The 26,290-nt window shown below is 67.0% G+C and carries 28 protein-coding genes and 1 pseudogene; 14 read left to right on the plus strand and 15 right to left on the minus strand.

Annotation, left to right across the window (positions count from 1 at the left end; genetic code table 11):
- Nucleotides 1-772: pseudogene (locus tag H162_RS35325) on the plus strand (IS5 family transposase); the annotation flags it as partial.
- 17 nt (nucleotides 773-789) lie between these two features.
- Here the strand turns inward: H162_RS35325 and H162_RS32775 are convergent.
- Entirely contained in the window at nucleotides 790-1,341 is a 552-nt protein-coding gene (locus H162_RS32775; protein WP_020655129.1) for a hypothetical protein, read from the minus strand.
- 165 nt (nucleotides 1,342-1,506) lie between these two features.
- Nucleotides 1,507-1,908, minus strand: coding sequence for a VanZ family protein (locus H162_RS0119270; protein ID WP_026354847.1), 402 nt, complete (start codon nucleotides 1,906-1,908; stop codon nucleotides 1,507-1,509).
- 37 nt (nucleotides 1,909-1,945) lie between these two features.
- Between H162_RS0119270 and H162_RS34170 the strand changes: the two genes are divergently transcribed.
- Nucleotides 1,946-2,296, plus strand: a complete 351-nt coding sequence (locus H162_RS34170; RefSeq protein WP_020655131.1) for a hypothetical protein — start codon at nucleotides 1,946-1,948, stop codon at nucleotides 2,294-2,296.
- A 737-nt stretch (nucleotides 2,297-3,033) separates the two neighbouring features.
- Here the strand turns inward: H162_RS34170 and H162_RS0119280 are convergent.
- On the minus strand, nucleotides 3,034-3,798 hold the full coding sequence (locus tag H162_RS0119280; RefSeq protein ID WP_020655132.1) for an SDR family NAD(P)-dependent oxidoreductase: 765 nt from the start codon (nucleotides 3,796-3,798) through the stop codon (nucleotides 3,034-3,036).
- A 142-nt stretch (nucleotides 3,799-3,940) separates the two neighbouring features.
- On the minus strand, nucleotides 3,941-4,639 hold the full coding sequence (locus H162_RS0119285; protein ID WP_020655133.1) for a DNA-binding protein: 699 nt from the start codon (nucleotides 4,637-4,639) through the stop codon (nucleotides 3,941-3,943).
- Nucleotides 4,640-4,883: 244 nt separating this feature from the next.
- Here H162_RS0119285 and H162_RS31325 point away from each other — a divergent pair, with 244 nt between their 5' ends.
- Nucleotides 4,884-5,633: a hypothetical protein gene (locus H162_RS31325; RefSeq protein WP_020655134.1), complete on the plus strand. Its 750-nt coding sequence runs from the start codon at nucleotides 4,884-4,886 to the stop codon at nucleotides 5,631-5,633.
- Nucleotides 5,634-5,652: 19 nt separating this feature from the next.
- Here the strand turns inward: H162_RS31325 and H162_RS0119295 are convergent, their stop codons facing one another.
- From H162_RS0119295 to H162_RS0119305, 3 genes are read right to left on the minus strand one after another with little or no spacing between them, the layout of a single operon-like run.
- A complete protein-coding gene (locus H162_RS0119295) occupies nucleotides 5,653-6,168 on the minus strand; it encodes a TPM domain-containing protein (RefSeq protein WP_156885703.1) in 516 nt (171 codons plus the stop codon).
- Nucleotides 6,168-7,004 carry a TPM domain-containing protein gene (locus tag H162_RS0119300; RefSeq protein WP_020655136.1) on the minus strand — a complete coding sequence of 279 codons (837 nt, stop codon included), beginning with the start codon at nucleotides 7,002-7,004 and terminating at the stop codon, nucleotides 6,168-6,170. The genes H162_RS0119295 and H162_RS0119300 overlap by 1 nt, the downstream gene beginning before the upstream one ends.
- Nucleotide 7,005: 1 nt before the next feature.
- The gene (locus tag H162_RS0119305; protein WP_020655137.1) at nucleotides 7,006-7,617 is read right to left on the minus strand and encodes a LemA family protein; all 612 of its coding nucleotides are present in this window, start codon (nucleotides 7,615-7,617) and stop codon (nucleotides 7,006-7,008) included.
- 146 nt (nucleotides 7,618-7,763) lie between these two features.
- On the opposite strand from H162_RS0119305, the gene pyrF reads away from it, so the two are divergent.
- Entirely contained in the window at nucleotides 7,764-8,585 is an 822-nt protein-coding gene (pyrF, locus tag H162_RS0119310) for an orotidine-5'-phosphate decarboxylase (protein ID WP_020655138.1), read from the plus strand.
- Nucleotides 8,586-8,729: 144 nt separating this feature from the next.
- On the opposite strand, the gene sbcB is transcribed toward pyrF, so the two are convergent.
- Together sbcB and H162_RS0119320 are read right to left on the minus strand one after the other, a co-directional pair.
- Complete coding sequence (sbcB, locus tag H162_RS0119315) at nucleotides 8,730-10,178, minus strand: exodeoxyribonuclease I (RefSeq protein ID WP_026354849.1); 1,449 nt, start codon at nucleotides 10,176-10,178, stop codon at nucleotides 8,730-8,732.
- A 58-nt stretch (nucleotides 10,179-10,236) separates the two neighbouring features.
- Nucleotides 10,237-11,199 carry a GGDEF domain-containing protein gene (locus H162_RS0119320; protein ID WP_020655140.1) on the minus strand — a complete coding sequence of 321 codons (963 nt, stop codon included), beginning with the start codon at nucleotides 11,197-11,199 and terminating at the stop codon, nucleotides 10,237-10,239.
- Nucleotides 11,200-11,304: 105 nt separating this feature from the next.
- On the opposite strand from H162_RS0119320, the gene H162_RS0119330 reads away from it, so the two are divergent.
- Complete coding sequence (locus H162_RS0119330) at nucleotides 11,305-12,117, plus strand: helical backbone metal receptor (protein WP_040787709.1); 813 nt, start codon at nucleotides 11,305-11,307, stop codon at nucleotides 12,115-12,117.
- A 59-nt stretch (nucleotides 12,118-12,176) separates the two neighbouring features.
- On the opposite strand, the gene H162_RS0119335 is transcribed toward H162_RS0119330, so the two are convergent.
- Complete coding sequence (locus H162_RS0119335) at nucleotides 12,177-12,551, minus strand: HPF/RaiA family ribosome-associated protein (protein ID WP_020655142.1); 375 nt, start codon at nucleotides 12,549-12,551, stop codon at nucleotides 12,177-12,179.
- Nucleotides 12,552-12,693: 142 nt separating this feature from the next.
- Here H162_RS0119335 and H162_RS31330 point away from each other — a divergent pair, with 142 nt between their 5' ends.
- Nucleotides 12,694-13,245, plus strand: a complete 552-nt coding sequence (locus H162_RS31330) for a DUF2939 domain-containing protein (RefSeq protein WP_020655143.1) — start codon at nucleotides 12,694-12,696, stop codon at nucleotides 13,243-13,245.
- A gap of 157 nt (nucleotides 13,246-13,402) precedes the next feature.
- On the opposite strand, the gene H162_RS0119345 is transcribed toward H162_RS31330, so the two are convergent.
- Both H162_RS0119345 and H162_RS0119350 read right to left on the minus strand, forming a co-directional pair.
- On the minus strand, nucleotides 13,403-14,653 hold the full coding sequence (locus H162_RS0119345) for an MFS transporter (RefSeq protein ID WP_020655144.1): 1,251 nt from the start codon (nucleotides 14,651-14,653) through the stop codon (nucleotides 13,403-13,405).
- 97 nt (nucleotides 14,654-14,750) lie between these two features.
- Entirely contained in the window at nucleotides 14,751-15,779 is a 1,029-nt protein-coding gene (locus H162_RS0119350) for a CDP-6-deoxy-delta-3,4-glucoseen reductase (RefSeq protein WP_020655145.1), read from the minus strand.
- A gap of 159 nt (nucleotides 15,780-15,938) precedes the next feature.
- On the opposite strand from H162_RS0119350, the gene H162_RS0119355 reads away from it, so the two are divergent.
- The 3 genes from H162_RS0119355 (at nucleotide 15,939) to H162_RS0119365 (ending at nucleotide 17,518) form a co-directional block, all read left to right on the plus strand.
- Nucleotides 15,939-16,829 carry an NAD-dependent epimerase/dehydratase family protein gene (locus tag H162_RS0119355; RefSeq protein ID WP_020655146.1) on the plus strand — a complete coding sequence of 297 codons (891 nt, stop codon included), beginning with the start codon at nucleotides 15,939-15,941 and terminating at the stop codon, nucleotides 16,827-16,829.
- Nucleotides 16,830-16,851: 22 nt separating this feature from the next.
- Entirely contained in the window at nucleotides 16,852-17,073 is a 222-nt protein-coding gene (locus tag H162_RS0119360; protein WP_020655147.1) for a hypothetical protein, read from the plus strand.
- A 187-nt stretch (nucleotides 17,074-17,260) separates the two neighbouring features.
- Nucleotides 17,261-17,518, plus strand: coding sequence for a hypothetical protein (locus H162_RS0119365; RefSeq protein WP_020655148.1), 258 nt, complete (start codon nucleotides 17,261-17,263; stop codon nucleotides 17,516-17,518).
- Nucleotides 17,519-17,580: 62 nt separating this feature from the next.
- On the opposite strand, the gene H162_RS31335 is transcribed toward H162_RS0119365, so the two are convergent.
- The 3 genes from H162_RS31335 to H162_RS0119380 all read right to left on the minus strand — a co-directional run bounded on the left by H162_RS31335 (nucleotide 17,581) and on the right by H162_RS0119380 (nucleotide 22,292).
- On the minus strand, nucleotides 17,581-18,258 hold the full coding sequence (locus tag H162_RS31335; RefSeq protein ID WP_084677068.1) for a glycine-rich domain-containing protein: 678 nt from the start codon (nucleotides 18,256-18,258) through the stop codon (nucleotides 17,581-17,583).
- Between the two features lie 246 nt (nucleotides 18,259-18,504).
- Nucleotides 18,505-20,358, minus strand: coding sequence for a sensor histidine kinase (locus tag H162_RS0119375; RefSeq protein WP_229452153.1), 1,854 nt, complete (start codon nucleotides 20,356-20,358; stop codon nucleotides 18,505-18,507).
- A 179-nt stretch (nucleotides 20,359-20,537) separates the two neighbouring features.
- The gene (locus H162_RS0119380; RefSeq protein WP_020655151.1) at nucleotides 20,538-22,292 is read right to left on the minus strand and encodes a glutamine--tRNA ligase/YqeY domain fusion protein; all 1,755 of its coding nucleotides are present in this window, start codon (nucleotides 22,290-22,292) and stop codon (nucleotides 20,538-20,540) included.
- Between the two features lie 231 nt (nucleotides 22,293-22,523).
- Here H162_RS0119380 and H162_RS0119385 point away from each other — a divergent pair, with 231 nt between their 5' ends.
- From H162_RS0119385 to H162_RS0119405, 5 genes are all read left to right on the plus strand, one after another.
- Nucleotides 22,524-22,814 (plus strand): DnaJ domain-containing protein, encoded by a 291-nt coding sequence (locus tag H162_RS0119385; protein ID WP_020655152.1) that lies wholly within the window; start codon nucleotides 22,524-22,526, stop codon nucleotides 22,812-22,814.
- 64 nt (nucleotides 22,815-22,878) lie between these two features.
- Nucleotides 22,879-23,388 carry a hypothetical protein gene (locus H162_RS0119390; RefSeq protein ID WP_020655153.1) on the plus strand — a complete coding sequence of 170 codons (510 nt, stop codon included), beginning with the start codon at nucleotides 22,879-22,881 and terminating at the stop codon, nucleotides 23,386-23,388.
- Nucleotides 23,385-24,161, plus strand: coding sequence for a hypothetical protein (locus H162_RS0119395; RefSeq protein WP_020655154.1), 777 nt, complete (start codon nucleotides 23,385-23,387; stop codon nucleotides 24,159-24,161). The genes H162_RS0119390 and H162_RS0119395 overlap by 4 nt, the downstream gene beginning before the upstream one ends.
- A 17-nt stretch (nucleotides 24,162-24,178) precedes the next feature.
- On the plus strand, nucleotides 24,179-25,051 hold the full coding sequence (locus tag H162_RS0119400) for a DUF6178 family protein (RefSeq protein WP_020655155.1): 873 nt from the start codon (nucleotides 24,179-24,181) through the stop codon (nucleotides 25,049-25,051).
- Entirely contained in the window at nucleotides 25,048-26,274 is a 1,227-nt protein-coding gene (locus H162_RS0119405; protein ID WP_020655156.1) for an MFS transporter, read from the plus strand. The genes H162_RS0119400 and H162_RS0119405 overlap by 4 nt, the downstream gene beginning before the upstream one ends.
- The last annotated feature ends 16 nt before the right edge of the window (nucleotides 26,275-26,290 follow it).

Raw genomic sequence — 26,290 nt, forward strand, 5'->3', positions numbered from 1 at the left:
ATCGGCATGTGATCAACGGAATACTTTGGCGTTTGCGCACAGGAGCGCCCTGGCGCGACATACCTGCCCGCTACGGGCCTTGGCAAACCTGCTATGACCGGTTTGTTCGCTGGTCGCGCGACGGCACTTGGCAACGCCTGCTCAAGGTGATGCAAGCAGCAGCCGAGCAAGCCGGTCTGATTGATTGGGATGGCGCTGCACTCGATGCCACGCATATCAAGGCGCACCGCAGCGCGGCTGGGGCACGAAAGAAACTTCCGCCATCCGAAAAAAGGGGGCCATAGCTGACGAGTGGTTGGGCCGCTCACGCGGCGGCATCACCAGCAAGATCCACTTGTGTGTTGATGGGCACGGTTTGCCTTTGTCCATCGTGATCACGGCCGGACAATGCAGCGATGCGGCCCAGATTGAAGCGGTGCTCGATGCGATCTGCGTGCCACGTTGTGGCAGGGGACGTCCGCGCAAACGCCCATCGAGCTTGCGCGTGGATCGGGCCTATGGAGCTCGGCACTACCGGCGACAAATTCAATGCCGTCACATACGCTGTGTTTGTCCGGAGCGCCTCGATGCGCAGAAAAGCCGGCTCCGCAAAGGTCGCCGTGGCGGCGCGCCGCCGCGTTTTGATGCCGACGCCTACAAAGGCCGCAATGTCGTCGAGCGCGCCATCAACCGCCTGAAGGACTTCCGTGCTGTCGCAACACGCTATGACAAGCGCGGCTATAACTACTTAGCCGCAGTCATGGTCGCAACAATTATGTTGTGGCTCCTATGAGGTCAGTCAGACAGACCCTAGCGCCGGATCACCCCGCCGGCCGTGCTGACGCGGTCGCCGCTGCGAAACCCGGGCGCGCTGTCCTGGGTGACGACCTGGGTGCTGCCGTCGTCCATGCGCAAGGTGATGCGGTAGACCTCGCTGGAAGGCGAACTGCCGGTGGCGCCGGCCGCGCCGCTGCTACCGATCGCCGAACTGGCCGAACCGGCCGAGCTGCTCGCGCCGGCAGCCTGGCTGGGGACGATCTCGATCGACTGGACCGTGCTGTTGGGAACGGCGTTGCCGGCTGCGCCAAAGGTGCGGCCATCCTCGACGGGGGTAGTGGTTTCCGGGCTGCCCGAACTTCCGGTCCCCATCGTGCCCGAACTGCCGGAAGCGTCCGTGCCGCCGGGCTTGCCCGCGGCCCCGGACCCCGTTGCCGACTGGCCAGCGCTGCCGCTCGCGCCGTGCGACATGCCGCCGCCCGCGCTGTCCGCAGCCTGGTCGCCGCTGGTGGCGGCGCAGCCGGACAGCCCGAGGGCCAGCGCCAGCAGGCCCGCCAGGGCCAGGTTCTGGTGTTGTTGCTTCATGTTCTACTCCTCTTTCGATATGGATAGTCGGAGAGTGGGTGCGCGGAATGCAGCGCACCACACTGTCAAGAGGCGGGAACAGGGCGTGTGTTCCAGCTGACCCGGGCTGAACAGGACTGGATCAAGGAGAAGAAAAAGCTGCCGAACTTCAGGCAGGTACTGCCGTCATTGCTGCCTTGCCGGGACGGCCCGGAACGCCAGCAGGGCCAGCAGGAACGACGTCGTCGTGGCCGCGGTGACATCCACCAGCCAGTCGCGCACATCGCCGGAGCGGTAGGGCAGGAAACTCTGCACCAGCTCATCGGCGGCGCCCATCAGCGCGATCGCCAGCACCGCTTTCAGCGCACGTGAGGCAACACTGCCGCTGCTCCCGAGGAACCACAGCAGGGTCAGGAAGGAATAGGTCATGCCATGCAGCACGACGCCCGAGGCAAATTTACCGGCTTCGGCACGTGCACCAGGGATCGAGCCAGTGATCACGATGCCGGCGAACAAGGCCAGGGCAACCGTACGCAGGGCAAGACGGTATCTCGGTTCAAGGGACAGCAGCGAGATCAGGGCAGGCATGGCAGGTAATGAAAGTTAAAAAAACACTAACAATACCATGCCATCCGATCCTTTGCTTACACGCTTGTTGCTGTCAGATAGTGAGAGCTGGTTCGCCGTCGGCGTAGTGAGCGTCAAAACAGCTCGCGCAGTCGGCGCAGAACAAGTGGGCCATGCGCACGCTATGCTGTCGCAGGACCAGTTTCAGGTGGGTTTGCTGGCATTTCGGGCAGACTTCCCGCACGCTACCGAAGGTCAGCAGGTTGAGGGGCTCCACGTCGCCGTCGATGTCGTCGACAACGGCATGCGGATTCAGTTCGCTGAGAACAAGGTCTCCAGCCTCATTGTGCCGCCGGCCGGGCTCGGGTTGATGACTGGGCGGATGCGATACAGTTCGAAGTACACGTAAACTCATAGGACAGGCTCCCGTAATCGTCTCGTTGTACACAACTCCTGCTCCAGCTCAGGAAAAAGGAGTGCGAACTTCATGATAGCCAAACTGGCGCTGGCTGCAAGCTCTACCGCGACTTTTTCTGGCTGTGTTGCTAACACGCAGAAAAAAATGCCCACCAGAATCTGGCGGGCACAACCCAAGATCAGGGCCAAGAGACGCGAAATCGGTTGGTGTGCTGCGCCCCAAGCGCACCACACCTGCTGCAATCACGCATATCGGTTGCGTGTATCGCAGGTGAATCAAGTATAGGATGGGATTGTGACTTGGCCATGACAGGGCGCAAGGACGTGAAGCGCCCTGGGAACCCTGTCGCATGGGATCGAGCGCCTGCGGCATTCAGGGTCAGGTCTGTCATTCGGACAGCGATCGAGCACCTTTGCTCCATCTCACAATGCTGCTTTGTTTATCCCAAACTCGCCAATGCTCAGCTCACCATGTCGGAAAGAGCAAAGAATCCTCAGCATTCGTGAAACCGTTCTGAGATTTCGCAAGGGTTGTGCGTCCATGTCCGAATGACAGACCTGACCCTGAAACAAAAAAAAGCCCGCTTTGTGCGGGCTTAAAACTATTTTCTTGGAGGAGAATAGTGGAGACAGATGCATTATGTTGCGTCGCGAAATATATGTCCAATTTGCAATTCAGATACCGGACATGCGTTTCATCAATATCTCCACCCTGTCCCTCGTCGCGCATCAGTCGCGCACCGGCACCGTATAGTTGAGCGCCATGCGTCCGCCGTCGGCGTACAGCGTCTGGCCGGTCATGTAGGAGGCGTCGTCGCTGGCCAGGAAGGCGGCGATGGCGGCGATTTCCTCGGGTTCCCCGCAACGGCCCAGCGGCGTGCGCGACAGGATCGTATGGCGCGCTTCCGGGCTGCCGAGCACGGCCTGCTTGGCCAGTTCGGTGAGGATGGTGCCGGGGCCGATCGCATTCACGCGGATGCCGTACTGGGCCAGGCCGATCGCGGCGACGCGGGTCAGCTGGTTGACGCCGCCCTTCGACACGACGTAGGGCACCTGGTTCGGGATCGTCAGTTCGGCATTGACGCTCGACATGTTGATGATGCAGCCGCTGCCGCGCTTGACCATGGTGCGCGCCACGGCCTGGCTGCACAGGAACATCGATTTCAGGTTGATGCGCAGGACGCGGTCGAAGTCTTCCTCGGCCAGGTCGAGGAAGTCGGCGGCGTGGGTGACGCCGGCATTGTTGACCAGGATATCGATCTGTCCGAAGGCGTCCAGGGTCGCCTGCACCATCGCGTCGACCTCGGCCTTCCGGCTGACGTCGGCGCGGAAGAAGCGCGCCGCCTCGCCGAGGCCGGCGGCGGCCTGCTCGCCCTCCGGCTTGAGGTCGACGAGCATCACGCGGGCGCCTTCACGCACCAGGCGCTGGGCACAGGCAAGGCCGATGCCCTGGCTGGCGCCGGTAACGATGGCAATCTTCTGGGCTAGTTTCATGGCAGGCTTTCATAGGGGCGGAAGGCTGCCATTCTATCAACAGCCGGGCAAGCTGCGTCGGCGGATTATCTTCGGAGGTGAAAGCGCCATCCTGGCCGATTCCCTGCGCTGACTCTGGCGCGACTGAGGGCGGTTCAGCCCTTCACGCAGGCCTGGCGCCGCGCAGGGCCTCGAGCTGGGTGCGCAGGCTCTCGATCTCGTGCGCGAACTCGTTGCGCGCGGTGACGGCGCCGACCAGCTCCATCTCGGCGGCCAGGCGCGCATCCGATTCCGCCGCCGACGCCGCCACGTTGCGTTCGAGCTGGGCGCGCAGGTCGGTCAGCTGGCGGTCCTTGCCTTCGATGGCCAGCTGGTCCTTCGCCTTGCCGACCAGGGCCTCGGTGGCGATCTGGCGGGCGTCGCGCAGTTCGATCGTCAGGCGCTCGATCTCGGCGGAGCGCTCGGCGACCGCCTTCGCGGCCTGGTGCCGCTCCGTCTCGAGCCGTTCGCCCGAGGCGAGCAGGGCTTCCATGTCGCTCTCGGAATCGGCCAGCGCCTCGCGCACGGGGGCGCTGGTTTCCTGCGCGACCTGCTGGACCCAGCTGTTCAGGGCGGCGATGAGCGACTCCGGGATGTCCAGCTGCGGCGCCGCGGCCTGGCCGGCGCGCCAGGCCGCCAGGTGCTGGTGGATGGCGCCGGGCGAGCCTGCGCCCAGCAGCTCGCGCACGGCCTCGATGGTGACGCGGGCGCCCTCGTCCCGCAGGCTGGCGGCGGCCGCCGCGACCTCGTCGAAGCTCACGCCCGCGCTTGCCGAATCCGTCTCCAGGGGCGACGGGATGGTGTGGTGTTCTGCATGATTCATTGTGCACGTCCCTGGTGTTAAGTAACAGAAAGATTTCCTGCGGGCATTATCTCATCCAGGCGGCCAGATTTGAACCGTGTATTGACGTTCGCCGCGCTGCCGGCGCTGGTGCAAGTCCCCCCACTGGTGATGGGAGACAGCGCCATCCCGAGGCAGGACACTGTGCACTGGCCTGGGAACGACTTTCCAGGCTCGTTGCGCGCAGCGCCGCCGCGCAGCTGCCTCATTCCACACGGAGCGCACCATGAAGACACTGAAGATGCTGATGCTGGCGGGCGCCTGCCTGTCGGCGGGCAGCCAGGCCCAGTCGCTTGGCGATTTCCTGAAGTCCAGCGCGACCGAAGCGGCCCGCAAGGTCGTGTCGGGCAAGCTCGAACAGGCGCTCACCGGCGCCGTCGGACAGGCGGCCGGAGCGGCCGCCCCGCAGGCGGCCGAGGCGGACCAGCCCGCCGCCGCCACGCCCGATCCGGGCGCGCCGGCCGCAGCCAGGGCGCCGGCCCTCCCGGGCGGCTGCAAGCGGATGAAGGGCGCCAACCTGATGGTCGGCCCCCGCCCCGAATCCTTCCAGCCGGCCAGCCTGTGGCCGGAAAATACGGCATGCCCGGTGGGCAGCTTCATGGACCTGAAGTTCGAACAGGCCAGGGCGGCCAAGACCGCGTTCCGCGAGGCGAGCAAGATCCGCTGCAACGACTGCGAAGGCGGCTATGCCTTCGACGCCTGGGGCGGCCGTTCATTGGTCAGAAGCGGCGACTATTCGAAGGAATTCCCCAAGCTGCTGGCCGCCCTGAAGGAAGGAGAAAGCGTGGGATGGAAGGGCAACAAGTACCACGTGTCGATCACCGCCACCGGCGCGCATCCGATCGGCGACACGCCGTGCAGGCAGCTCCATTACGTGCTCAAGGACGCCGGCAGGACGGTGTCCGAATACGACGGCATGGTTTGCCAGTACAAGGGCTACTACGCAGCGAATCCGTCCTGGAACGAGGTCCTGTAGGAGCGCTGCGCAAGCCGGTTCACAGCATCACGGGATGGTCGGGCAGCTCGTTCGGACGCTCGCCCTCGGCCGGGAAATGCTGGCGCAGCAGGGCGTTGACCTGTTCGATGGCGGCCAGGGTCGACTCGTGGAAGCGGCCCTGGCGGAAGCCGTCGGTCATGGTACGGCACACCGCCTGCCAGGTCGCGCTGTCGATCCTGCGGTCGATGCCGCGGTCGGCCACGATGTCGACCTTGTGCTCGGCCAGGTTCACGTAGATCAGCACCCCGCAATTGTCCTCGGTGTCCCACACGCCGTAGTCGGCGAACAGGGCCAGGGCGCGCTGGCGGTTGGTCACGCCGTCCCAGGCCGCGTCGAAGGGCAGGCCTTTCTCGACGATCAGCCGCACCTCGCCGCGGTGGGTGCGTTCGCCGGCGTCGATCGCCTGGGCGATGGCGCCCAGGGTCTCGTCGGGAAAGGCGCGGCGCGCTTCGGCCGCGCTGCTGTTCAGGTGGCGCCATGCGCGCCGGATGCGTTGTCCCATCGATTGCCTCATTACCAGTCTCCCGAGGCGCCGCCGCCGTCGAAACTCCCGCCGCCGCCGGAGAATCCGCCGCCGCCAAAGCCGCCGCCGCCGCTGCTGAAACCGCCTCCGCCGCCGCGATTCATGTTGCCGATGATGTTGCCGAGGATGAAGCCGGTCGTCGCGCCGCCCAGGCCGCTACTACGTCCCCAGCCGCCGCTCGACAGGCCGCCGCGACGGCGCGGCCGGAAGATCGAGCGCAGCAAGGTGATGCCGATGAGCATCACCAGGATGGCGAAGAAGGGGAAGCCGCCGTCGTCGGCCGGCGCCGCCTGGCGCTGCGGCTGCTGGGCCGGCGCCGGGAAGGCTTCCTGGTTGAGCAGGGTGGCGATGGCGCCGACGCCGGCGACCAGGCCTTCATAAAAGTGGTTCTGGCGGAAGTGCGGGGCGATCACGTCCTGCAGGATGCGCTTGGACTGGGCGTCGGTCAGCACGCCCTGGACCCCGCGCCCGGCCTCGATGCGCAGGCGGCGCAGCGCACTCGGGTTGTCGCGCGCGACCAGCAGCAGGACGCCGTCGTCCACGCCCTTGCGGCCGAGCTTCCAGGCGTCGGTGACGCGGATGCCGTACTGCTCGATCGCTTCCGGCTCGGTGGACTTGACCAGCAGCACCGCGATCTGGCTGCCGGTCTTGGCCTCGTAGTCGGCCAGCACGGCTTCCAGGCGCTGGACCTGGGTGGCCTCGAGCATGCCGGCCTGGTCGATGACGCGCGCGGTCAGCGGCGGCACTTCCTTGAGCTGCGCAAACGCCGGCACGGCCAGCGCCAGCGCGAGCGCCACGGTCCACAGGGTACGCAGCAGGCTCGGCATCTTATTTGCCGAAGTCGACCGACGGTGCGGTCGAGATGGCTTTCTCGTTCTCGACGGTGAACGAAGGCTTGGTCTCGTAGCCGAACACCATTGCGGTCAGGTTGGTCGGGAACTTGCGCACCGTGATGTTGTAGTCCTGGACCGAGGCGATGTAGCGCTGGCGCGCGACCGTGATGCGGTTTTCCGTGCCTTCGAGCTGAGACTGCAGGTCGCGGAAACTGGTGTCGGCCTTCAGGTCGGGGTATTTTTCCGAGACCGCCATCAGGCGCGACAGGGCGCCGGACAGTTCGCCCTGGACCTGCTGGAACTTCTGGAAGGCGGCAGGGTCGTTGAGGACTTCGGGCGTGATCTGGAAGCTGGTGGCGGCGGCGCGCGCACGGGTGACCGCTTCGAGCGTCTCGCGCTCATGCGCGGCATAGCCCTTGACGGTGTTGACCAGGTTGGGGATCAGGTCGGCACGGCGCTGGTACTGGTTCACGACTTCCCCCCAGGACGCCTTGGTCGCCTCGTCCTTGGTCTGGAACTCGTTGTAGCCGCAGCCGGACAGCAGCGTGCCGGCGAACACCGCTGCGGTAATGAGTCGGGCCAGGTGGGAAATGAAGGAATGCGTCATGGTCGATTGTCCGTACAAGTTGTCGAATGGTTAAAATATACCTGAATCCAACACCGGTTGGCGCATCCGGTGGACGAACATGCCGACAGGGGCGGCTGCCGGGTACAATAATGGGTTTGCATTTTCAAAGATACAAGGGGCCCGACGTGACTTTCATCAATAAGCTTTCCGCGGCATGGACCCGCAATAACTCCCTGCTGTGCGTCGGTCTCGATCCGGATGTGTCCCGCCTGCCGGCGCACCTGCAGGGTCAGCCGGACGGTATCGCCCAGTTCTGCAAGGCGATCATCGATGCGACGGCCGACCTGGCCTGCGCCTTCAAGCCCCAGATCGCCTACTTCGCGGCGCTGGGCGCCGAGGCGCAGCTCGAAGAGATCTGCCGTTACCTGCGCGAGAACTATCCGCACATCCCGCTGGTGCTGGACGCCAAGCGCGGCGACATCGGCGCCACCGCCCACCAGTATGCGCGCGAAGCCTTCGACCGCTACGGCGCGGACGCGGTGACGGTCAGCCCGTACATGGGTTTCGATTCGGTCGAGCCCTACATGGAATGGGCGGACCGCGGCGTGATCGTGCTGTGCCGCACCTCGAACGCGGGCGGTTCCGACCTGCAGTTCCTGGACGTGAACGGGCAGCCGCTGTACCAGCACGTGGCCAGGCTGGTGGCCGAGAAGTGGAACCGCAACGGCCAGTGCGCGCTGGTGGTGGGCGCGACCTTCCCGGAAGAACTGGCGCAGGTGCGCAAGCTGATCGGCGACATGCCGCTGCTGGTGCCGGGCATCGGCGCGCAGGGCGGGGATATCGCGGCCACCGTCAAGGCGGGGTGTACCGCCGACGGGACCGGGATGATGATCAATTCGTCGCGCGCGATCCTGTATGCGAAGCCGCTCGACGGCGAGGATTTCGCGGCGGCGGCGCGCAGGGTGGCGACCGAGACGCGCGATGCGATCAATGCCGTGCGCGGCTGATCAAGGCATCAAGTTACCGCTGAGATCAGCGCGTGGGCGGATTCCCGCCCACGCGCTGATGGTTGGCGGCGCGATCATCGCGCCCGATATCGGCACCGCCAACGATCACCGCGTGGACAGCAAAGCTGTCCACGCTACCGGGACTCAATACCGCGAGGGCGCGATCCCCTCCGCATAATCGTACAGCGCCCCCAGTATCTCTTCCCCGCGCTCATCCGCCGTCTCCGACAGCGCATCGATCTCCATGAACAGCTGGTCCACCGTGCGCGCCCCGGCGGCGCCATCGAACAGCCGCGCCGCCCGATGCTCTTCCCAGCGCTGCATTTCCTGCTCCGACAGCGTGTGCGGGAAATTGCGGGCGCGGTAGCGGAACAGCAGTTCGGACAGGCGCTCGTCCTCGAAGCCCGGACGCCGCCCGGCCAGCGCCGCCGGCGGTTCGGCGCGCAGCGCCTCCAGCTTGCGGCGGTCGCCGTTGCTGACGAAGCCGCCGTACAGGTCTTCGTCCACGTCCACTTCCTCGGCCGCCGCCGGCTTCTGGAACACCTGCGCCCACACCGCCTTCATGTCGCGCCCGCCCGCCGCCAGCGCCGCATGCGCGCGGCCGCGCTCCAGGTCGATCTCCCAGCGCGTGGCCAGGTCCGGCCGCAAGGTCTTCAGGTTCCCCACCAGCATGGGCGACTTGTTCAGGTGCACGCTCTTGACCGGCAGCCGCGTCACGCCCTCCGGCAGGTCGGCGTTGCGCGTGAACATGCGCATCCGGATCGTCTCGGCATCCATGCGGAACAGCTCGGACGGATCGTGGCGGCAATCCCAGACCAGGATCTCGTTCTTGTTGGTCGGGTGCTGGGCCAGCGGCCACACCAGGCCCAGGCAGCCATGTTCGACCGGGAACATGCCGGACACGTGCAGGAAGGGCTGGCGCTGGGCCGGGTCCAGGTGCAGGCCCATCTCGGCCGCCACCCGGTCCTTGCGGCGCAGCTCGAGGCAGAAGTCGAACAGGCGCGGCTGCCTGTCGCGGATCAGGCGCGCCAGGGCGATCGTCGCGCGCACGTCGGACAGCGCATCGTGCGCGGACTCGTGCGCCAGGCCGTTGGCGGCGGTCAGGTGCTCCAGCCGGAAGCTGGGCTTGCCGTCCTCGCGGCGCGGCCATTCGATGCCGTCCGGGCGCAGCGCATGCACCATGCGCACCACGTCCAGCAGGTCCCAGCGCCCGCACTGGTTCTGCCATTCGCGCGCATACGGATCGATCAGGTTGCGCCAGAACAGGAAACGCGTGAACTCGTCGTCGAAGCGGATCGTGTTGTAGCCCACGCCCACCGTGCCCGGCTCGCTGAACGCGGCCTCGATCCGGCGCGCGAATTCGTGCTCGGGCACGCCCAGCTCCAGGCATTGCTGCGGAGTGATGCCGGTGATCAGGCAGGACTGCGGATCCGGCAGGAAGTCGTTGGCCGGCTGGCAGTACAGCATGATCGGTTCGCCGATTTCGTTCAGCTCGGCGTCGGTGCGGATGGCGGCGAACTGGGCCGGGCGGTCGCGGCGCGGCGTCGCGCCGAAGGTTTCATAGTCGTGCCAGAGAAAGGTATGCGTGCTCATCTGTTTTTCTGTGTTGAAGCGGTCCGGCGCCATGGTGGCACAGAACCTGCCGGCCGTGTTAGAGACAAACGCGGTCGCGTCCCGCTTCTTTTGCCCGGTACAGCGCCGCGTCGGCGGCAGCCACCAGCGCGCCCTCGTCGGCGCCGGGCGCCAGGCTGGCCACGCCGAAGGAACCGGTCATGTGGGGCAGGGGCAGGCGCATGTCGGGAAACACGATCGTGGCGCGCAGGCGCCGGCACAGGCGCTCCGCCACCACGCCGGCCAGCTGGGCGCTGGTGTCCGGCAGCACCGCCATCATTTCTTCGCCACCGTAGCGCACCGCAAAGTCGGACGGGCGCAGCGCGCCGCGGATCACGTTCGCGGCGGCCTCCAGCGCGGCGTCGCCGGCCAGGTGGCCGTGGGTGTCGTTGAAGCGCTTGAAGTGGTCGAGGTCGATCATGACCAGCGACAGCGGGCTGTCTTCCTGGCGCGAGCGCGCCACCAGCTTGGGCAGCATCTCGTTCAGCCAGGCGCGGTTGTACAGCCCGGTCAGGCCGTCGTTCAGCGACAGCTGGCGGTAGAACTCGCCCAGTTTCTGGCGCCGGCGCAGCAGGGCGTTGGCGGCGCGGATGCGGAAGGACAGCAGGCGCAGCAGGTTGCGCGCGAGGACGTTCGAGCGGTCGATCAGGTCCGACACCAGATCCGGCTCGATCACCAGCAGGTCGCTGTCTTCCAGCGCGGTGATGGCGGCCAGGTTGACCGCGTCGTCCAGCACCGCCTGCTCGCCGACGCTCTCGCCCGGCAGGATGCGGATGGTGCCGCCATCGTCGCCCGCATGGGTGTCGGACGCCACTTCGAGCTGGCCGGCCAGCACGATGTACAGCCGCGCCCGCACGCCATCCTCGATCCGGCGTCCCCGGCCGACCCGCACGACCGCGCATGCCGCCAGGGTCGCGGCGACCGAGGCGTCGTATTCGTCGCGAAACAGCTGCAGGTCGCGGACGGTGTAGCGGGAAGCACCGAAGGTGCCGATCTGTTCCAAGGGGATCCTCAAGCGGGGGGCATCGTGACAGCAACGAATAATAACGCATTGCAATAGCTGAGCGGAGGCTGGCGTTTCATAAACAACAGTGTTCCAATAACGGCCATGACAACTTCCATCTCCTCCTTGACGGACGCCATCGGCCGGGTGCATGCGCCGGCGCCGGGTGCGCGCATCGTTTCCCTGGTGCCGTCCATTACCGAACTGCTGTGCGATCTCGGACTGGCCGCGCAGCTGGTCGGCCGCACCGGTTTCTGCATCCACCCGCGCGAGACGCTCGCCGCGATCCCGAAGGTGGGCGGCACCAAGGATGTCAATATCGACAAGATCCGCAAGCTGGCGCCGACCCATGTGGTGGTCAACATCGACGAGAATGAAAAGCCGACCGTCGACCTGCTGGCCGAATTCGTGCCCCACATCGTGGTGACCCACCCGCTGGCGCCGCGCGACAACCTCGGCCTGGCGCGCCTGATGGGCGGCATCTTCGGCGCCGGGGCCGCCGCCGAAGCCTGGTGCGCGGCCTTCGAGGAGGAATACGCGACGCTGCGCGCGCTGCCGCCGGGACCGGGCCGCACGGTGCTGTACTGCATCTGGCAAGACCCGTGGATGAGCATTTCGCAGGACACCTATATCGCCGCCATGCTGGCGGAGCTGGGCTGGCGCGTACCCAGCCTGGGAGAGGAGCGCTATCCGCGCTTCGAGTGGTCGGAGCGGCTGGTGGACGGGCTCGACGCGGTGCTGCTGTCGACCGAGCCCTACCGCTTCACGGAAGCGCATGCGGACGCGCTCGAGAAGCAGATCGGCATCCCGGTATTCCTGGTCGATGGAGAAATGATGTCGTGGTATGGCAGCCGCGCGCTGGCCGGCCTGCGCTACCTGCGCGTGCTGCGCGCCATGCTGGAGGGGACGGGAGGCTAGTGGGCTGCGCCCTCGCAGGCGCGCCCTGCGGACGTTCCTGCGAGGATCGCTGAAGCGGGTCAGGAATCCGTCAGGTGCTTGTCGGCCGTCGGGTCGTCGAGCACCGGCGGAGTGTGCTTGTTCTTGTCCTGCAGGCGGCCGAGCGCGCTGTCGAGCGCACGCGCGAGCTTGTTGCCCGCATTCTGGATCGCCTGGTGCAGGTCGATGGCATGGTCGTGGACGACCACCGGCGCGTAGCCGCTGACGCGCGCTTCCATCATGCAGTCGTTGCCGCCGTCTGCTTTCTTTTGCTTGTTCTCATTGCTGAGGTGTACATCGACGCGGGTGATCTGTTCGCCGAAACGCTCGATGGAAGAACGGATGATGGATGCAACGTGCTCGTCCAGGCCTTGGTGTTTATCGATGGTACGGTCGGTATTGACATTGATTTGCATATGTACGCTCCTGTTGTCATGTCGACCCCATCTTACACCGACTGGCGGTTTCTCCGCGTCCTCCCTGGCATCTTGCACAAGAGGCAAGCTCATGGCGGGCTCATTGGCTATCATGGTGGTCCCTGATCATTTGAAACCAGACATGAAACGACAAGCTGCATTCGTTGCCGGCGCCGTCGCCGCGGGCCTGCTCGCGATGTCCGTCGCCGCGAGTCCTTACTGGGCGCTGCACCGCCTGCGCTCCGCCGTCGAGGAGCGCGACGCCCAGGCATTTTCCGAGCGGGTCGACTATCCGCTGCTGCGCGCCAGCATGAAGGAGCAGTTGAAGGGCGCGATGCGCGCGGAACTGGGCGGCGAGGGCGCGGACGGGAATCCGCTCGCCGCCTTCGGACAGGCCATGGCGGGCGTCCTGATCGATCCCCTGGTCGACATGGTGGTGACGCCGGGCGGCGTGATGGTCATGATGGAACGCGGGAAGACCAGCCTGCCCAGGCCCGGCCAGGAACCGGAGCGCCCGGCGCCGGCGGATCGGCCGGGCCGGGATGCGGAAAAGGTCGACTACGCGCTGTCCTACCGCGGCTGGGACCGGGTCGCGCTCACCCGCAAGGGCGGCGACGGCGGCAGCTTCATCCTCAGGCGCTACGGCGTGTGGCACTGGAAGCTGGCCGGCATCGAGCTGCCCCCCGGGACCTAGTGGGTCACTTGGCAACAGATCGGGGCATAAAAGCGCTTCTTCTTGCGCCAGGCGTTGTTGCAAATCCTCGCGATAGCCAGCTATCGCTGCGGTTTGCGCCTGGCCTGGCGCAAAAATCCATCGCTTTTATTGGCCACTCCCGTTGCCAAGTGACCCACTAGGCGGCCTTGGCCTGTTCCTTCTCGTGGTGGGGGAAGCGGTCCATCTTCGACAGCACCGGGAACAGCACCGCCCACAGCCCGGTGACGGCCAGGGTCGCGGCGCCGCCCAGCAGGATCGAGCGCACCAGTCCCAGCCAGCCGGCGGTCACGCCCGACTCGAATTCGCCCAGCTCGTTGGAGGCGCCGATGAAGACCGAATTGACGGCGCTGACGCGGCCGCGGATCTCGTCCGGGGTCTCGTACTGTACCAGCAGGTGGCGGATGTAGACGCTCACCATGTCGCCCGCGCCGAGCAGGAACAGGGCGCCCAGCGCCAGCGGGAAGCTGCTGGTCCAGCCCAGCGCCAGGGTGCACAGGCCATACACGGCCACGCCGCCGAACATCCAGGCCCCGACCCGGCGCGTGATCGGGAAGAAGGCCAGCGTGATCGAGCACAGGGCCGCGCCGAGGCCCGGCGCGGTGCGCAGCAGGCCCAGGCCGGTGGGGCCGGCGTGCAGCACGTCGTGCGCATAGGCCGGGAGCATGGCGGTGACGCCGCCGAACAGCACCGCGAACAGGTCGAGCGAGATCGCGCCCAGCACGATGGGCCGCGACCACACGAAGCGCAGGCCCTCGAGCAGGCTGTGCCAGCTGACCGGGGCCTTGTTGATGGTCTGCGAGATGCTGCGGGTGCCGGACATGAGCAGCACCGCCACCGCCAGCAGGCTGGCCGACATCATGTGCACGGTCTGCGGCCCGAAGGCGTACAGCAGGCCGCCCACGATCGGGCCGGCGATCACGGCCACGTGGAAGCTCGAGGAGCCCAGGGCGACGGCCTGGCTGAATTCGCGGTCCGACACCAGGTTCTTGAGCACCGCCTGCGAGGCCGGCATCATGAAGGCGCGCGCGCTGCCGAACAGCACCAGGATCGCGAACACGGGCCAGACCACCTTGCTGCCGCTGGCGGTGAAGGCGATCAGCATGGCGCTGCACAGGAGCTGGGTCGCCATGCACAGCAGGACGATGATGCGGCGGTTGTAGCGGTCGGCCACGTGGCCCGCCCACAGGATCAGTACCAGGAAGGGCGCGAACTGGGCCAGGCCGATCAGGCCGAGGTCGAACAGGCTGCCGGTGATCTGGTAGACCTGCCAGCCGATCGCGACGCTCTGCATCTGGATGGCGAGCGTGCCGAGGAAGCGGGCGGAGAGGTAGAAGGACAGGTTGCGGTTGCGCAGGATGGCCAGGCCGGATGGCGACACCAGGGACATGGGAGCTTTCGGGACGATGCGGAGGTGAACTCGACATTGTGCCCGAAACAACGACTACCTGCTGGCGGCCATGTTCATGCCGCGGTGGCGCCCAGCCTCACGGTTGCGCCAGGTCGGCTTCCGAAGTGAACGCGTCGGCGAAGAACTCGTCCGCCGGCAGGCCGCACCGTTCCACGTAGTCGCGGCGGGCCGAGTCGACCATGACCGGGGCGCCGCAGGCATACACCTGGTAGCCCGACAGGTCGGGGATGTCCTGCATCACGGCCGCGTGCACGAAGCCGGTGCGGCCCTGCCAGGCATCCTCGGGCAGCGCCTCGGACACCACCGGCACGTAGCCGAAGTCGGGCAGGGTGGTTTCCCATGCGCGGCACAGTTCGTCCATGTACAGGTCCTGCGGACGGCGGCCGCCCCAGTACAGGCGCACGGGACGGGCCGACTTCAGGTGCATCAGGTGCTCGACCAGGGCCTTGACCGGCGCGAAGCCGGTGCCCGAGGCCAGCAGCACGATCGGCTTGTCCGACTCTTCGCGCAGGAAGAAGGTGCCCAGCGGCGCCTCGAAGCGCAGGATGTCGCGCTCCTTCATGGCGCCGAACACGTGGTCGGTGAACAGGCCGCCCGGCATGTGCCGGATGTGCAGTTCGAGCGGGCCGTCGAAGGACGGCGCGTTGGCGATGCTGTAGGCGCGGCGCTTGCCGTCCTTGAGCAGGAATTCGAGATACTGGCCGGCGCGGTAGGCCAGCGCCTCGTTGGCCGGCAGCTGCAGGTTCAGGATGGTCACGTCCGGCGCGGCCCGGCGGATGCCCGCGATCCGGGTCGGCATCTTGCGCACCGGGTAGTCGGAGCTGCCGCCGACCTCGCGCGCCTCGATCACGAGGTCGCCCTCGGGCACGGCGCAGCAGAACAGGGACATGCCCTGGGTCTTTTCGAGATCGGTCAGGGAGCGCTGCTGGTGCGGCTTGTGGCCGACCGCGCCGTCGAGCACCTTGCCCTTGCACGAGCCGCAGGCGCCGTTCTTGCAGCCATACGGCAGGCCGATGCCGGCGCGGATCGCTGCGGCGAGGACGGTTTCATCGGCCTCGCAGGTGAACTGGTGGCCGCTCGGCTGGACGGTAATCTGGAAACTCATGCGATATCGGATGGTTGTGCGCCGCTGGCGCAAGCTGTTGATCTTGAGGCGGTTTTGCCGCGTGACAGGGCGCCATTCTACACCGGCCCCGCTTTTGCCGGAAAACACGGCACGGGACGCTGTGCTAGAGTACCGGGCTTTGGAACCACTCTTTACGTCATGACCCGGTCCGTTGCCCTTGACCGTCCGCGCCTGCTCATCGTCGGCTGCGGCGACGTCGGAATGCGCCTGCTGCCGCTGGTGCGCGAGCGCTTCCGCGTGTTCGCCCTGACCAGCCAGCCGGAGCGCCGTCCTGAACTGCGCGCCGCGGGCGCGGTGCCGGTGCTGGCCGACCTCGACCGCCCGGAGACGCTCGCGCGCCTGCGCAACCTGGCGCCGTGGGTCATCCACCTGGCGCCGCCCCAGCCGGACGGCGACCAGGACCGGCGCACGCGCCGCCTCGCGGCGGCGCTCGGCGACCAGGTCAGGCGCATGGTGTACGTGAGCACCAGCGGCGTGTACGGCGACTGCGGCGGCGCGCTGGTGAGCGAGAGCCGGCCGGTGGCGCCGCGCAATGCGCGCGCGCGCCGGCGCGTGGACGCCGAGCGCGTGCTGCGCGCCTGGGCGCTGGCGACCGGCGCGCAGCTGGCGATCCTGCGCGTGCCGGGCATCTATGCGCCCGGGCGCCTGCCGCTCAAGCGCCTGGAGCAGGGCACCCCGGCCCTGCGCCCGGAGGATGACGTCTACACCAGCCACGTGCACGCCGACGACCTGGCGCGCATCGCGCTGCTGGCGCTGCTGCGCGGCCGGCCCGGGCGCGTCTACCATGCGGTGGACGACACGCGCATGAAGATGGGCGACTATTTCGATGCCGTCGCCGATGCCTTCGGCCTGGCGCGCCCGCCGCGGCTGCCGCGCGAACAGCTCCAGGCCGCCGTGTCGCCGATGCTGCTGTCCTTCATGTCCGAGTCGCGCCGGCTCGACAACACGCGCCTGAAGCGCGAACTGCGGATGCGCCTGCGCCATCCCGACGTCGCCATGGCGCTTGGCCGCATGCTGGCCGTACAATGATGGCCCCATTGGAGAGGCACCCATGACCTACGAAGAATACCTGGACGAAGTCACCACCCTGATCGTCGAGAAATATGGCGTCGACGACGCCGCCGCGATCAAGATCGTGGTCGCGGCCCAGGACAAGGACTATTTCGTCGCCCACGACGACAACGCGGCGATGCGCACCCTCGACCGCGCCCACGCCGATGCGCGCACACTATACCAGGCCAGCCCGCTGGCCAAGGCCCAGCGCCGCAAGTAGGAAGCCGGCGGCGCTGCCGTCCCGGAAGCGAAATCTCACGCTCGTCAGCAACAAATAACGACTCTGTGTATGATTTCGCATTCCGCGAAAAAAGCCGTATAAATGGTGCCATTCATGCTTCAGGTACTAATTTTTCGCTGCGAAACAACATTAGTGAAAAATTTATAACATTCCTGAAAGCCCCGCCATGCCCATCCGCCGACTGCCGCCCGGTGCGGAGTACGACCCCAACCGCGTCCTCGACGCCATCATTGCCAAACTGCGCCTGAAGAACGACGCCGCGCTGTCGCGCGTGCTCGAAGTGGCGCCGCCGGTGATCAGCAAGATCCGCCACAGCGCGCTGCCGATCGGCGCGACGATCCTGTTGCGCATGCATGAAGTGAGCGACTACAGCATCCGCGAACTGCGCGCGCTGATGGTCAAGCCGGACGGCGCTCCGGCCTGAAAACGCCCGCGGCCGGGGCGGCGGTTCGAGTCCGCCGCGCCGGCCGCGACGTCAGGGGACGATCAGGCGGCGGCCAGGGCCTTGCCGGGGAAGGCGCACCAGGCGCTGGCGCTGCCTTGCGCCAGCGCCTTGCCCGGCGAAGCGCACCAGGCGATGTCGCCGCCTTTGGCCACGGCCTTGCCCGGCGAGGCGCACCATGCGGCCTCGCTGCCCTTGGCCAGCGCCTTGCCCGGCGAGGCGCACCACGCGGCCTCGCTGCCCTCGACCAGCGCCTTGCCCGGCGAAGCGCACCAGGCCTCGGCCAGCGACTTGCCCGGGAACGCGCACCATGCTTCCTGACCGGTCGCGGGGATCCCGAACTCGGCCTCGTACAGCGCGCGCATGCGCTCGCCCGCGCGCGCCTGTTCGCCTTCGTCGGCCCCGGCGCCGATGCCGACGTACGGGTAGTGGTGCAGGAAGTAGCCGAACGCCTGCTCGCAGTCGCGCGCGTACTTCATCGTATCCAGGATGTGGTAATGCCAGAAGGTGTCGACGTCGACCGTCGGCGAAGCCTGGGAGTCCGGGTACTTCTTCATCAGGAACAGGAAGCGCCGGTACTCGGCTTCCACGGCGGCGGCGCGGACCTCGGACCATCCTTCGCCCGATTCCACATGCATCAGTTTCATCTTGATGGGCGCAAGGTCCAGCGCTTCGAACGTTTCGAACACTGCAAGCGTTTCAACTTCGGATTTCGTCGACATCGTATTCACCTCTTGTCTGGAGTTTGTGGGGGTGGTGCATGGCATCCCTGGTTCTGTCCTGCTCGATACCTTACGGTTGGTCCTCCTGCATGAAGCGGATCACGGCCCGATCGAAGACGGTGTCCTTGACCGGTGACAGCGATATCCATTTTCCTGTGTATGGTCAGGAGAAATGTTGAGTTTGCTCAAGCAATAACAGGTGTTATTTTTTAATTACAAATGCTTGAGGGTAATTTAGAGGAGGTCTCAGGCTGCTTCGGGGACGCTGGCCGTCCGCTCGGCCTGCGCGGCGGGCAAGCTGCCGGTGAAGGGGATGGTGACGACGATCGTGGTGCCGGTGTCGGGGCCGCTGCTGAGCGAGAACGAGCCGCCCAGGATGCCGACCCTTTCCTCGATGCCGACCAGGCCGAAGGAGCCGTTGCGGTTGCGGCTGCCCGGCAGCATGCCGACGCCGTTGTCGCGGATGGTCATGGTCAGCATGTCGGCATGCTGGCGCAGGTCGATCCAGGCCCGCGTCGCATGCGCATGGCGGGCGACGTTGTTCAGCGACTCCTGCAGGATGCGGAAGAAGGCGGTGGCGCAATGGTCGTCGATGCGGTAGTCGCCGTCGTCGTCGACCAGCTCGCAGGCGATGCCGGTGCGGCGCGCGAAGTCGGCCACCTGCCAGTCCACCGCCGCGCTCAGTCCCAGGTCCAGCACGTTCGGGCGCAGGTCGTTGATGATCTGGCGCACGCTGCGGATCGTGATGTCGATCTGGCGCACCGTGGCCTCGGCGCGCGCGTGCAGGCGGCGGTGCGGGCCGCGGGTGCGGTTGGCCAGGAACTCGGCCTCGATCTTCAGCGCCAGCAGGTTCTGCGCCAGGTCGTCGTGGATCTCGCGCGCGATGCGCTTGCGCTCGCCCTCCTTGATCTGCTCGGCGTGCGCGGCCAGCAGCCGCAGCTTCTCGTGGCTGGCCTGCAGCTTGGACTGGCTGGCGCGCAGCTCGCGCGTCATCTCCTCGGCCATGCGCAGCGCATTGCGGCGCGACGAGGCCATGGTCTGGAACAGCGCATACAGCAGGGCGGTGCTCATCGCGCCGGCGAACGCCGCCAGCCACGGGTAGTACATGTCGAAGCTGGTGTACAGGGCCGACTTGGCGATGCTGAAATCGGCGCGCCAGAGGCGCTGGTTGAACTCGATCGGCAGGCTGGCGGCGAACATGCTGCCGTCGCCCGCCTGCGGCGGCGGCGGGGCGGGGCGGGACGCGCTGGCCAGGCTGTCGTACAGGACCGCGCGCGGCGGCTCCTCGCCCGGCTCGGGCGGCACTTCGGTGAGGTCGGTCAGCACCAGGCGCGCGCCCTTGACCGGGAATTCGTCCAGCACCCCGCTCACCAGCCTGGCCACGCCGAAGCCGATGCCGACCGAGCCCACGTAGGCCAGGCGCCGCTCTTCGGGCGTCGCGGCGGGCAGGCCGCTGCGGTAGACCGGCAGGCGCAGCGCCAGTCCGCTCTGGTTCGGCCCGGGCAGGAGGGCGACCCGGGTGCCGGATGCGCTCACGCTGTTGGTGTCGCGCGCACGCGCCAGCACCCGGCGCGTATGGCTGCGCGCCTCGAGGTCCATGCCCAGCTTGTCGAGCGAAGGCCGCAGGCGCGGCTCGATGTAGACCAGCACCGTGTAGGAGTCGCGTCCCGGCAGCGCCGCCAGCGGCTCGGCGCCATGCGCCAGGCCGAGCGCCCGCATGCGTTCGCGCAGTTCCCGGTCCAGCGCCGGCAGGCTGGAGGCGGGCACCGCGCGCGCATAGTTGATGACCTGGATGCCGGGGAAGTTGCGCTCGATGTCGAGCTGCTCGACGTAGTGGCGGAACTGGTCGGCGCTGGCGTCGGGATCGGCGCGGAACAGGCCGGCGGCGCCGCGCAGCACGTCGCTGTAGCTCTTGATGCGCGCATCGATGGTGTACTGGGCGGAGCGCGCCATGCTGCGAAAGCGCGTGCGCGCATCGCTCTCGATCGCCTCGGCGGTGGCCAGGTAGCTGCCCGCGCCGAACCCGAGCGACAGCAGCGCTCCGCTCAGCAAGGTCGCCGGCAAGGCAATCGCGCCGGCGGGATGGCGGGGTGGTTTCATCGTCCTGGTCTCGCGAACTGGCACGTCGTGGCGTACCGATCCCGCTACGCTAAGCAATGTATTTACCGATGTGCCCTAGCAGGCCTGCTAGGTTTTGCGGAAAAGCAACAGTCATGTGCCAGGCGAAAAAAATCCCGCCGCGGCGCGAACCGGGGCGGGATCCCTGCGGGGAGTGGCGATTACTTGCCCCAGCTGTCCTTCAGCGTGGTGACGCGGTTGAACACCGGCTTGCCCGGCTGCGAGTCCACGCGGTCGGCCACGAAGTAGCCGTGGCGCTCGAACTGGAAGCGCTGGTCGGCCACGGCGTCCTTCATGCCCGGTTCCAGGTAGGCGGTCACGGTCTCGAGCGCGTTCGGGTTCAGCGCGGCCTTGAAGTCCTTGCCGCCGGCGTCCGGCTGCGGCTCGAGGAACAGGCGGTCGTACAGGCGTACCTCGGCTTCGAGCGCGGTGGCGGCGCTGACCCAGGTGATGTTGCCCTTGACCTTGTAGTTGTCCGCGCCCGGCGTGCCCGATTTCGAGTCCGGGAAGTAGTTCACGTAGACGGCGGTGACCTTGCCGTCGGCATCCTTGTCGTAGCCGGTGCACTCGACCACGTAGCCGTACTTCAGGCGCACGCGGCTGCCCGGCTGGCCGTCGACCGGCGGGGTGAAGCGGAAGTAGCCCTTGGCCGGCGTTTCCATGAAGTCTTCCTGCTCGATCCACAGCTCGCGGGTGAACGGGAAGCTGCGGTTGCCCCATTCCGGATGGTGCGGGTGGACCGGCGAGCTGCATGCGTGCGCTTCGCCTTCCGGGAAGTTATCGACGATCAGCTTGAGCGGACGCAGCACGGCGATCGCGCGCGGCGCCTTCGGATCGAGGTCGTCGCGCAGCGCGCCTTCGAGGGTGCCCATGTCGATCCAGCCGTCGGCCTTCGAGACGCCGATGCGGTCGCAGAACAGCTGGATCGATTCCGGCGTGTAGCCGCGGCGGCGCAGGCCGACGATGGTCGGCATGCGCGGGTCGTCCCAGCCCGTCACCACGCCGTCGTCGACCAGCTGGCGCAGCTTGCGCTTGGAGGTGACGACATAGGTCAGGTTCAGGCGCGCGAATTCGTACTGGCGCGGCACCGGGCGCTGGAAGAAGCCGCCGTCGGCCAGGGTCTCGACCAGCCAGTCGTAGAACGGACGGTGGTCCTGGAACTCCAGGGTGCACAGCGAATGGGTGATGTCTTCCAGCGCGTCCGAGACCGGGTGCGTGTAGTCGTACATCGGGTAGATGCACCAGTCGTCGCCGGTGCGGTGGTGATGCGCGTGGCGGATCCGGTACAGGGCCGGGTCGCGGTTGGTCATGATCGGCGAGGCCATCGCGTCCTCGCTCATCTTCGCGCGCAGCACGTGTTCGCCATCCTTGTACTTGCCGGCCTTCATGTCGCGGAAGATCTGCAGCGATTCCTCGACCGGGCGGTCGCGGAAGCGCGAGTTGGTGCCGGGCGTACCGAAGTTGCCGCGGTTTTTCGACATCTCCTCGGCGCTCTGGCTGTCGACATAGGCCTTGCCGGTCCGGATCAGGTACTCGGCCATCTCGTACAGCTTGCCGAAATAGTCGCTCGCGTAGTGCAGGTACTCGGTGCCGCCCTGTTCCCAGGAGAAGCCGAGCCACTTGACGCTGTCCATGATCGTGTCGACGTATTCCTGGTCTTCCTTCTCCGGGTTGGTATCGTCGAAGCGCAGGTGACAGCGGCCATCGTAGTCGCGCGCCAGGCCGAAGTTCAGGCAGATCGACTTGGCGTGGCCGATGTGCAGGTAGCCGTTCGGCTCCGGCGGGAAGCGGGTGATCACCTCCGGCATGCCGTCGCGCTTGTGGGTGCCTGCTGCGAGGTCGTTGTCGACAATCGCACGTACGAAGTTCGACGAGGGCGCGTTGCCCGCCGCCGGGTTTTTCTTGTCGTTGCTCATGAAAAAGTGTTTTCGATGGGTAAGTTGCGGGCATTTTACCGTAGACAGGGCCGCTTGGTCCCTTGTATGTGGTGAAGCGCACGGTCCGGCGACACCTGGCGGGACATACTTGGGGGCCTCGATGATCCCTTGCAAGGTTCAATGATGCATCCGGCATGCCTGCCACGTAATCGTTTTCTATAGGATAATCTCCTTTTTGCCCGTTTTGCGGCTGTTGCCGGGAGAGTTCAAGTGGAAAATCTGTATGCGATCCTCGGCGTCGCGCCGAATGCCAGTGACGACGAGATCAAGAAGGTCTACCGTTCGCTGGCCATGCGCTACCACCCGGACCGCAACCACGCGCCGGGCGCGGAAGCGCGCTTCAAGGCCGTGACCAAGGCCTACGAGGTCCTGTCCGATCCCGCCAGGCGCGAGGAATACAACCAGAGCGTCAACCACCGCATCGTACTCGATGCCGAGGCCGAGGCCTTCGAGTTGTGGCGTTCGCTGTTCGCGCTCAATGGCGTGAACCTGCAGGTCTAGTCGGCACGGCCGCCGCGCCGGCAGGTCCGCCGGTTGCGCATCATTACATCAACAGGATAGAACAATGAAACACGTACATCCCGAATTCTCCTTCCAGTCGCGTGAACTGGAAGGGCAGATCGAGGGCACGCTGGGCGATCCGCCCAACCGCAAGAACTACGACATGATGGTCGGCGCCCTGGTGTCCGAATACGCCGGCGGCTCCGGCCTGGACGACATCAACCTGATGGCGTTCGCGCTGGTCGACAAGATCCGCTTCCTGGACGCCAAGGGCCTGATGCGGGAAGCGGCGGATTACGAAGGCGGCGATCCGGCGCGGGTGTTCGCGATGGCGGAGTGCAACGGCGAGGACGGCAAGGCCATGTACGAGTCGATGACGGCCAACTACCCGGACCTGGCGCGCCAGGCGATCATCACCGCTTTCCTGTACAAGAACCAGGGCCGCTGGGATGACGAAGACCGGTCGCTCGACCAGCTCGGCCGGGACGACGACGGCGACGACGACATGGACGACAGCGCCGCGACCGACGATTTCACCCAGCTGTTCGATCCGGAAGGAGGGGATCGCGAATGAGTGAGAAGAGCAAGCTTCCCGCGCTGACCAAGCAGGTCAGCGAACTGGTGCTGGCCGGCTCGCTGGAGCACGCCGAAGAGGCGTTCTCGCAGGCGGCCGAGGAGCACGGCGACTACGCCGTGACCGAGGTGCTGGCCAGCCTGCCCCCGCAGGTCACCGCCCTGCACCTGTCCGGCTTCGACGGCTCCAAGACCTCGCTGGCGACCATGCTGGTGCCGGCCAAGGCCTGGGCCGACAGCCTGGCCTACATCGCCGCCACCTGGCCGGACGACATGATCGAGGACGATCCCGAGCGGATCGCCGAGAACCTGTTCAACCACGTGCACGGCATCGTCTACGCCCAGGACGGCGAGGACCGCCGCAACGAACTGCTGGCCGAAGCCTCGGCGACCGACCATGGCGCGACCGTGTTCGCGATCCTGTGGTCGCTGGCGCCCAAGGAAATCCTGGAAGTGGCCGGCGAGATCATCTCGAAGGGCCGCTACGTGACCGGCCAGACCACCGGCGACAGCGACATCGTGCCGCTGGCGATCGACCTGGCCAAGGCCAGCGAGGATGGCTGGGAACGTTCGCTGATCGAGCTGTTCCCGGAATTCCGCCACAGCGCCGACCTGGCCGATGCCGAACTGCCCGACGATCCGGACGAGGAATCCGAAGTCATGCAGCGCACGACCCGGGAACTGCTGTACCGCCTGCGCAAGCAGGTGCCGTCGGTGCGCAGCATGCCGCGCCGCGGCACCCGCAAGAGCCTGGGCACGGACATCTTCTCGTGAGCGGGGCGAGCGCGACAATGCTGCCAGCCATCGTCATCGAGAAGCCGCCGCGCCTGGTGCGCGCGGTCAGGCTGCTGCCCGGCGAGGCCACGCACGAGGAGGCGGCGGTCCTGGCGGACGAACTGTCCGGGATCACCGCCATGGTGGCCGAGAAATTCACCAACGACCGCACCGCGGAAGGCATCCAGCGCGCGCTGCTGCTGACCGTGGGCGGCGTCTCGCTCGGCCTCGAGCACCTGGTCGAGGGCGAGGACGACCTCCCCGCGCTCGACATCCTGATCGGGGAGGGCGCCGAGCACGTGTTCCAGACCGGCTTCCGCCTGATCCGCGAACTGGCCGCGCTGCCCGAGGACAGCCTGGTCGGCGAATACGACAACGACCCGGTCTACTCGCAGCGCCGCCTGAAGGAGCTGTTCGTCGACATCTGCACCGCCGATCCGGGCGAGTCCTGGTCCGGCTACGAGCGCTACCTCGGCCAGCTGGAGCAGCGCAAGGGAGTGCAGGCCATCGTGCGCGCCGCCCAGTGGCTGCGCCGCCACCACTACGAAGGCCCGATCAACGACCCCGACCTGAACGCCGAAGGCGTGATCGCGCTGGCGATCATCTTCGCGGTCGAAGGCGGCGGCCGGATCACCGCGCGCGCCGGGCAGAAGGAATTCGAGCGCTTCGTCGCTTCGGTGCGCAGGAACAAGCCCGACTTCGAGGCCGGCTGGGCCGAGCTGATGGCGCGCATTCCCGCGGCCCACCAGGGCATCATCGCCGAGCGCATCGATACCTACCGCAAGAGCTGCACGCTGCTGCAGAGCATCGGCACCAGGGCCGGCATCAAGCAGCTGTTCGCCGAACTGGAGAACTACGCCGGGTCGGAACTCGACGCGGACTATCCGTGAGCGCGGCGCGCGGCAAGGTGGCCGCCGGCAGTCCCGACTTCCGGCGCATCAACCGCGCGATGGCGTTCGCGGGCTTTTCGGTATTCGCCCTGCTGTACTGCGTCCAGCCGCTGATGCCGCTGCTGGCGCAGGACTTCCTCCTCACCCCCGCCCAGAGCAGCCTGGCGCTGTCGGTGTCCACCGCCACCCTGGCGCTGGCGCTGCTGGCGTCCAGCGGCGTGGCCGACCGCTTCGGCCGCAAGACCGTGATGGTGGCCTCGATGTATGGCGGCGCGGTCCTGACCGTGCTGTCCGCGCTCACGCTCGACTATGCCCAGCTGGTGGCCGTGCGCGGCCTGCTCGGCCTGATGCTGGGCGGCCTGCCGGCGGTGGCGATGGCCTACCTCAGCGACGAGATCGAGCCGACTTCGCTCGGCCTGTCGATGGGCATGTACATCAGCGGCAGCGCCTTCGGCGGCATGAGCGGGCGGGTGCTGTCGGCCCTGGTCAGCGACTTCGCCTCATGGCGCATCGCGGTCGGGCTGCTGGGGGTGGCCGGGCTGTACGCGGCCTGGGAATTCTCGCGCAGCCTGCCGCCCTCGCGCCATGCGGGCACCAGGCCCGCGCGCGGTCCGGGCTTCCGCGACGGCCTGCGCATCCACCTGGGCGATGCCGGGCTGCCCTGGCTGTTCCTGCTGCCCTTCCTGCTGATGGGCGCCTTCATCAGCCTGTACAACTACATCGGCTACCGCCTGCTGGCGCCGCCGTTCGGCCTGCGCCAGAGCGCGGTCGGCGCGCTGTCGCTGCTCTACCTGCTGGGCATCTTCAGCTCGATGTGGGCCGGCAAGCTGGGCGACCGGCTGGGGCGGCGCAACGTGCTGTGGCTCATGATGGGTGTGATGATCCTGGGACTCCTGGTCACCCTGCACGATTCGGTGGTGGCGGTGGTGCTGGGCGTGGGGCTGGCCACCTTCGGCTTCTTCGCCTCGCACTCGCTGGCCAGCAGCTGGGTCGGGCGGCGCGCCAGGCCGCCGCAGGCGCTGGCCTCGGGCATCTACCTGTTCTCCTACTACCTGGGCTCGAGCGTGGTGGGGTGGTTCACCGGCCATGTGTGGGAACACTGGGCCTGGACCGGCGTGGTGGCCATGCTGGGGGCGATCCTGATGCTCGGCATGCTGATCGCGCTGCGCCTGCGCAGCCTGGCGCCGGTGCCGGTGCCGCCGTCGCCCGGTCCCGGCGCCTGACCGGGGAAGCAGGCCG

The organism is Massilia niastensis DSM 21313, from assembly GCF_000382345.1.
Classification (GTDB): domain Bacteria; phylum Pseudomonadota; class Gammaproteobacteria; order Burkholderiales; family Burkholderiaceae_D; genus Telluria; species Telluria niastensis.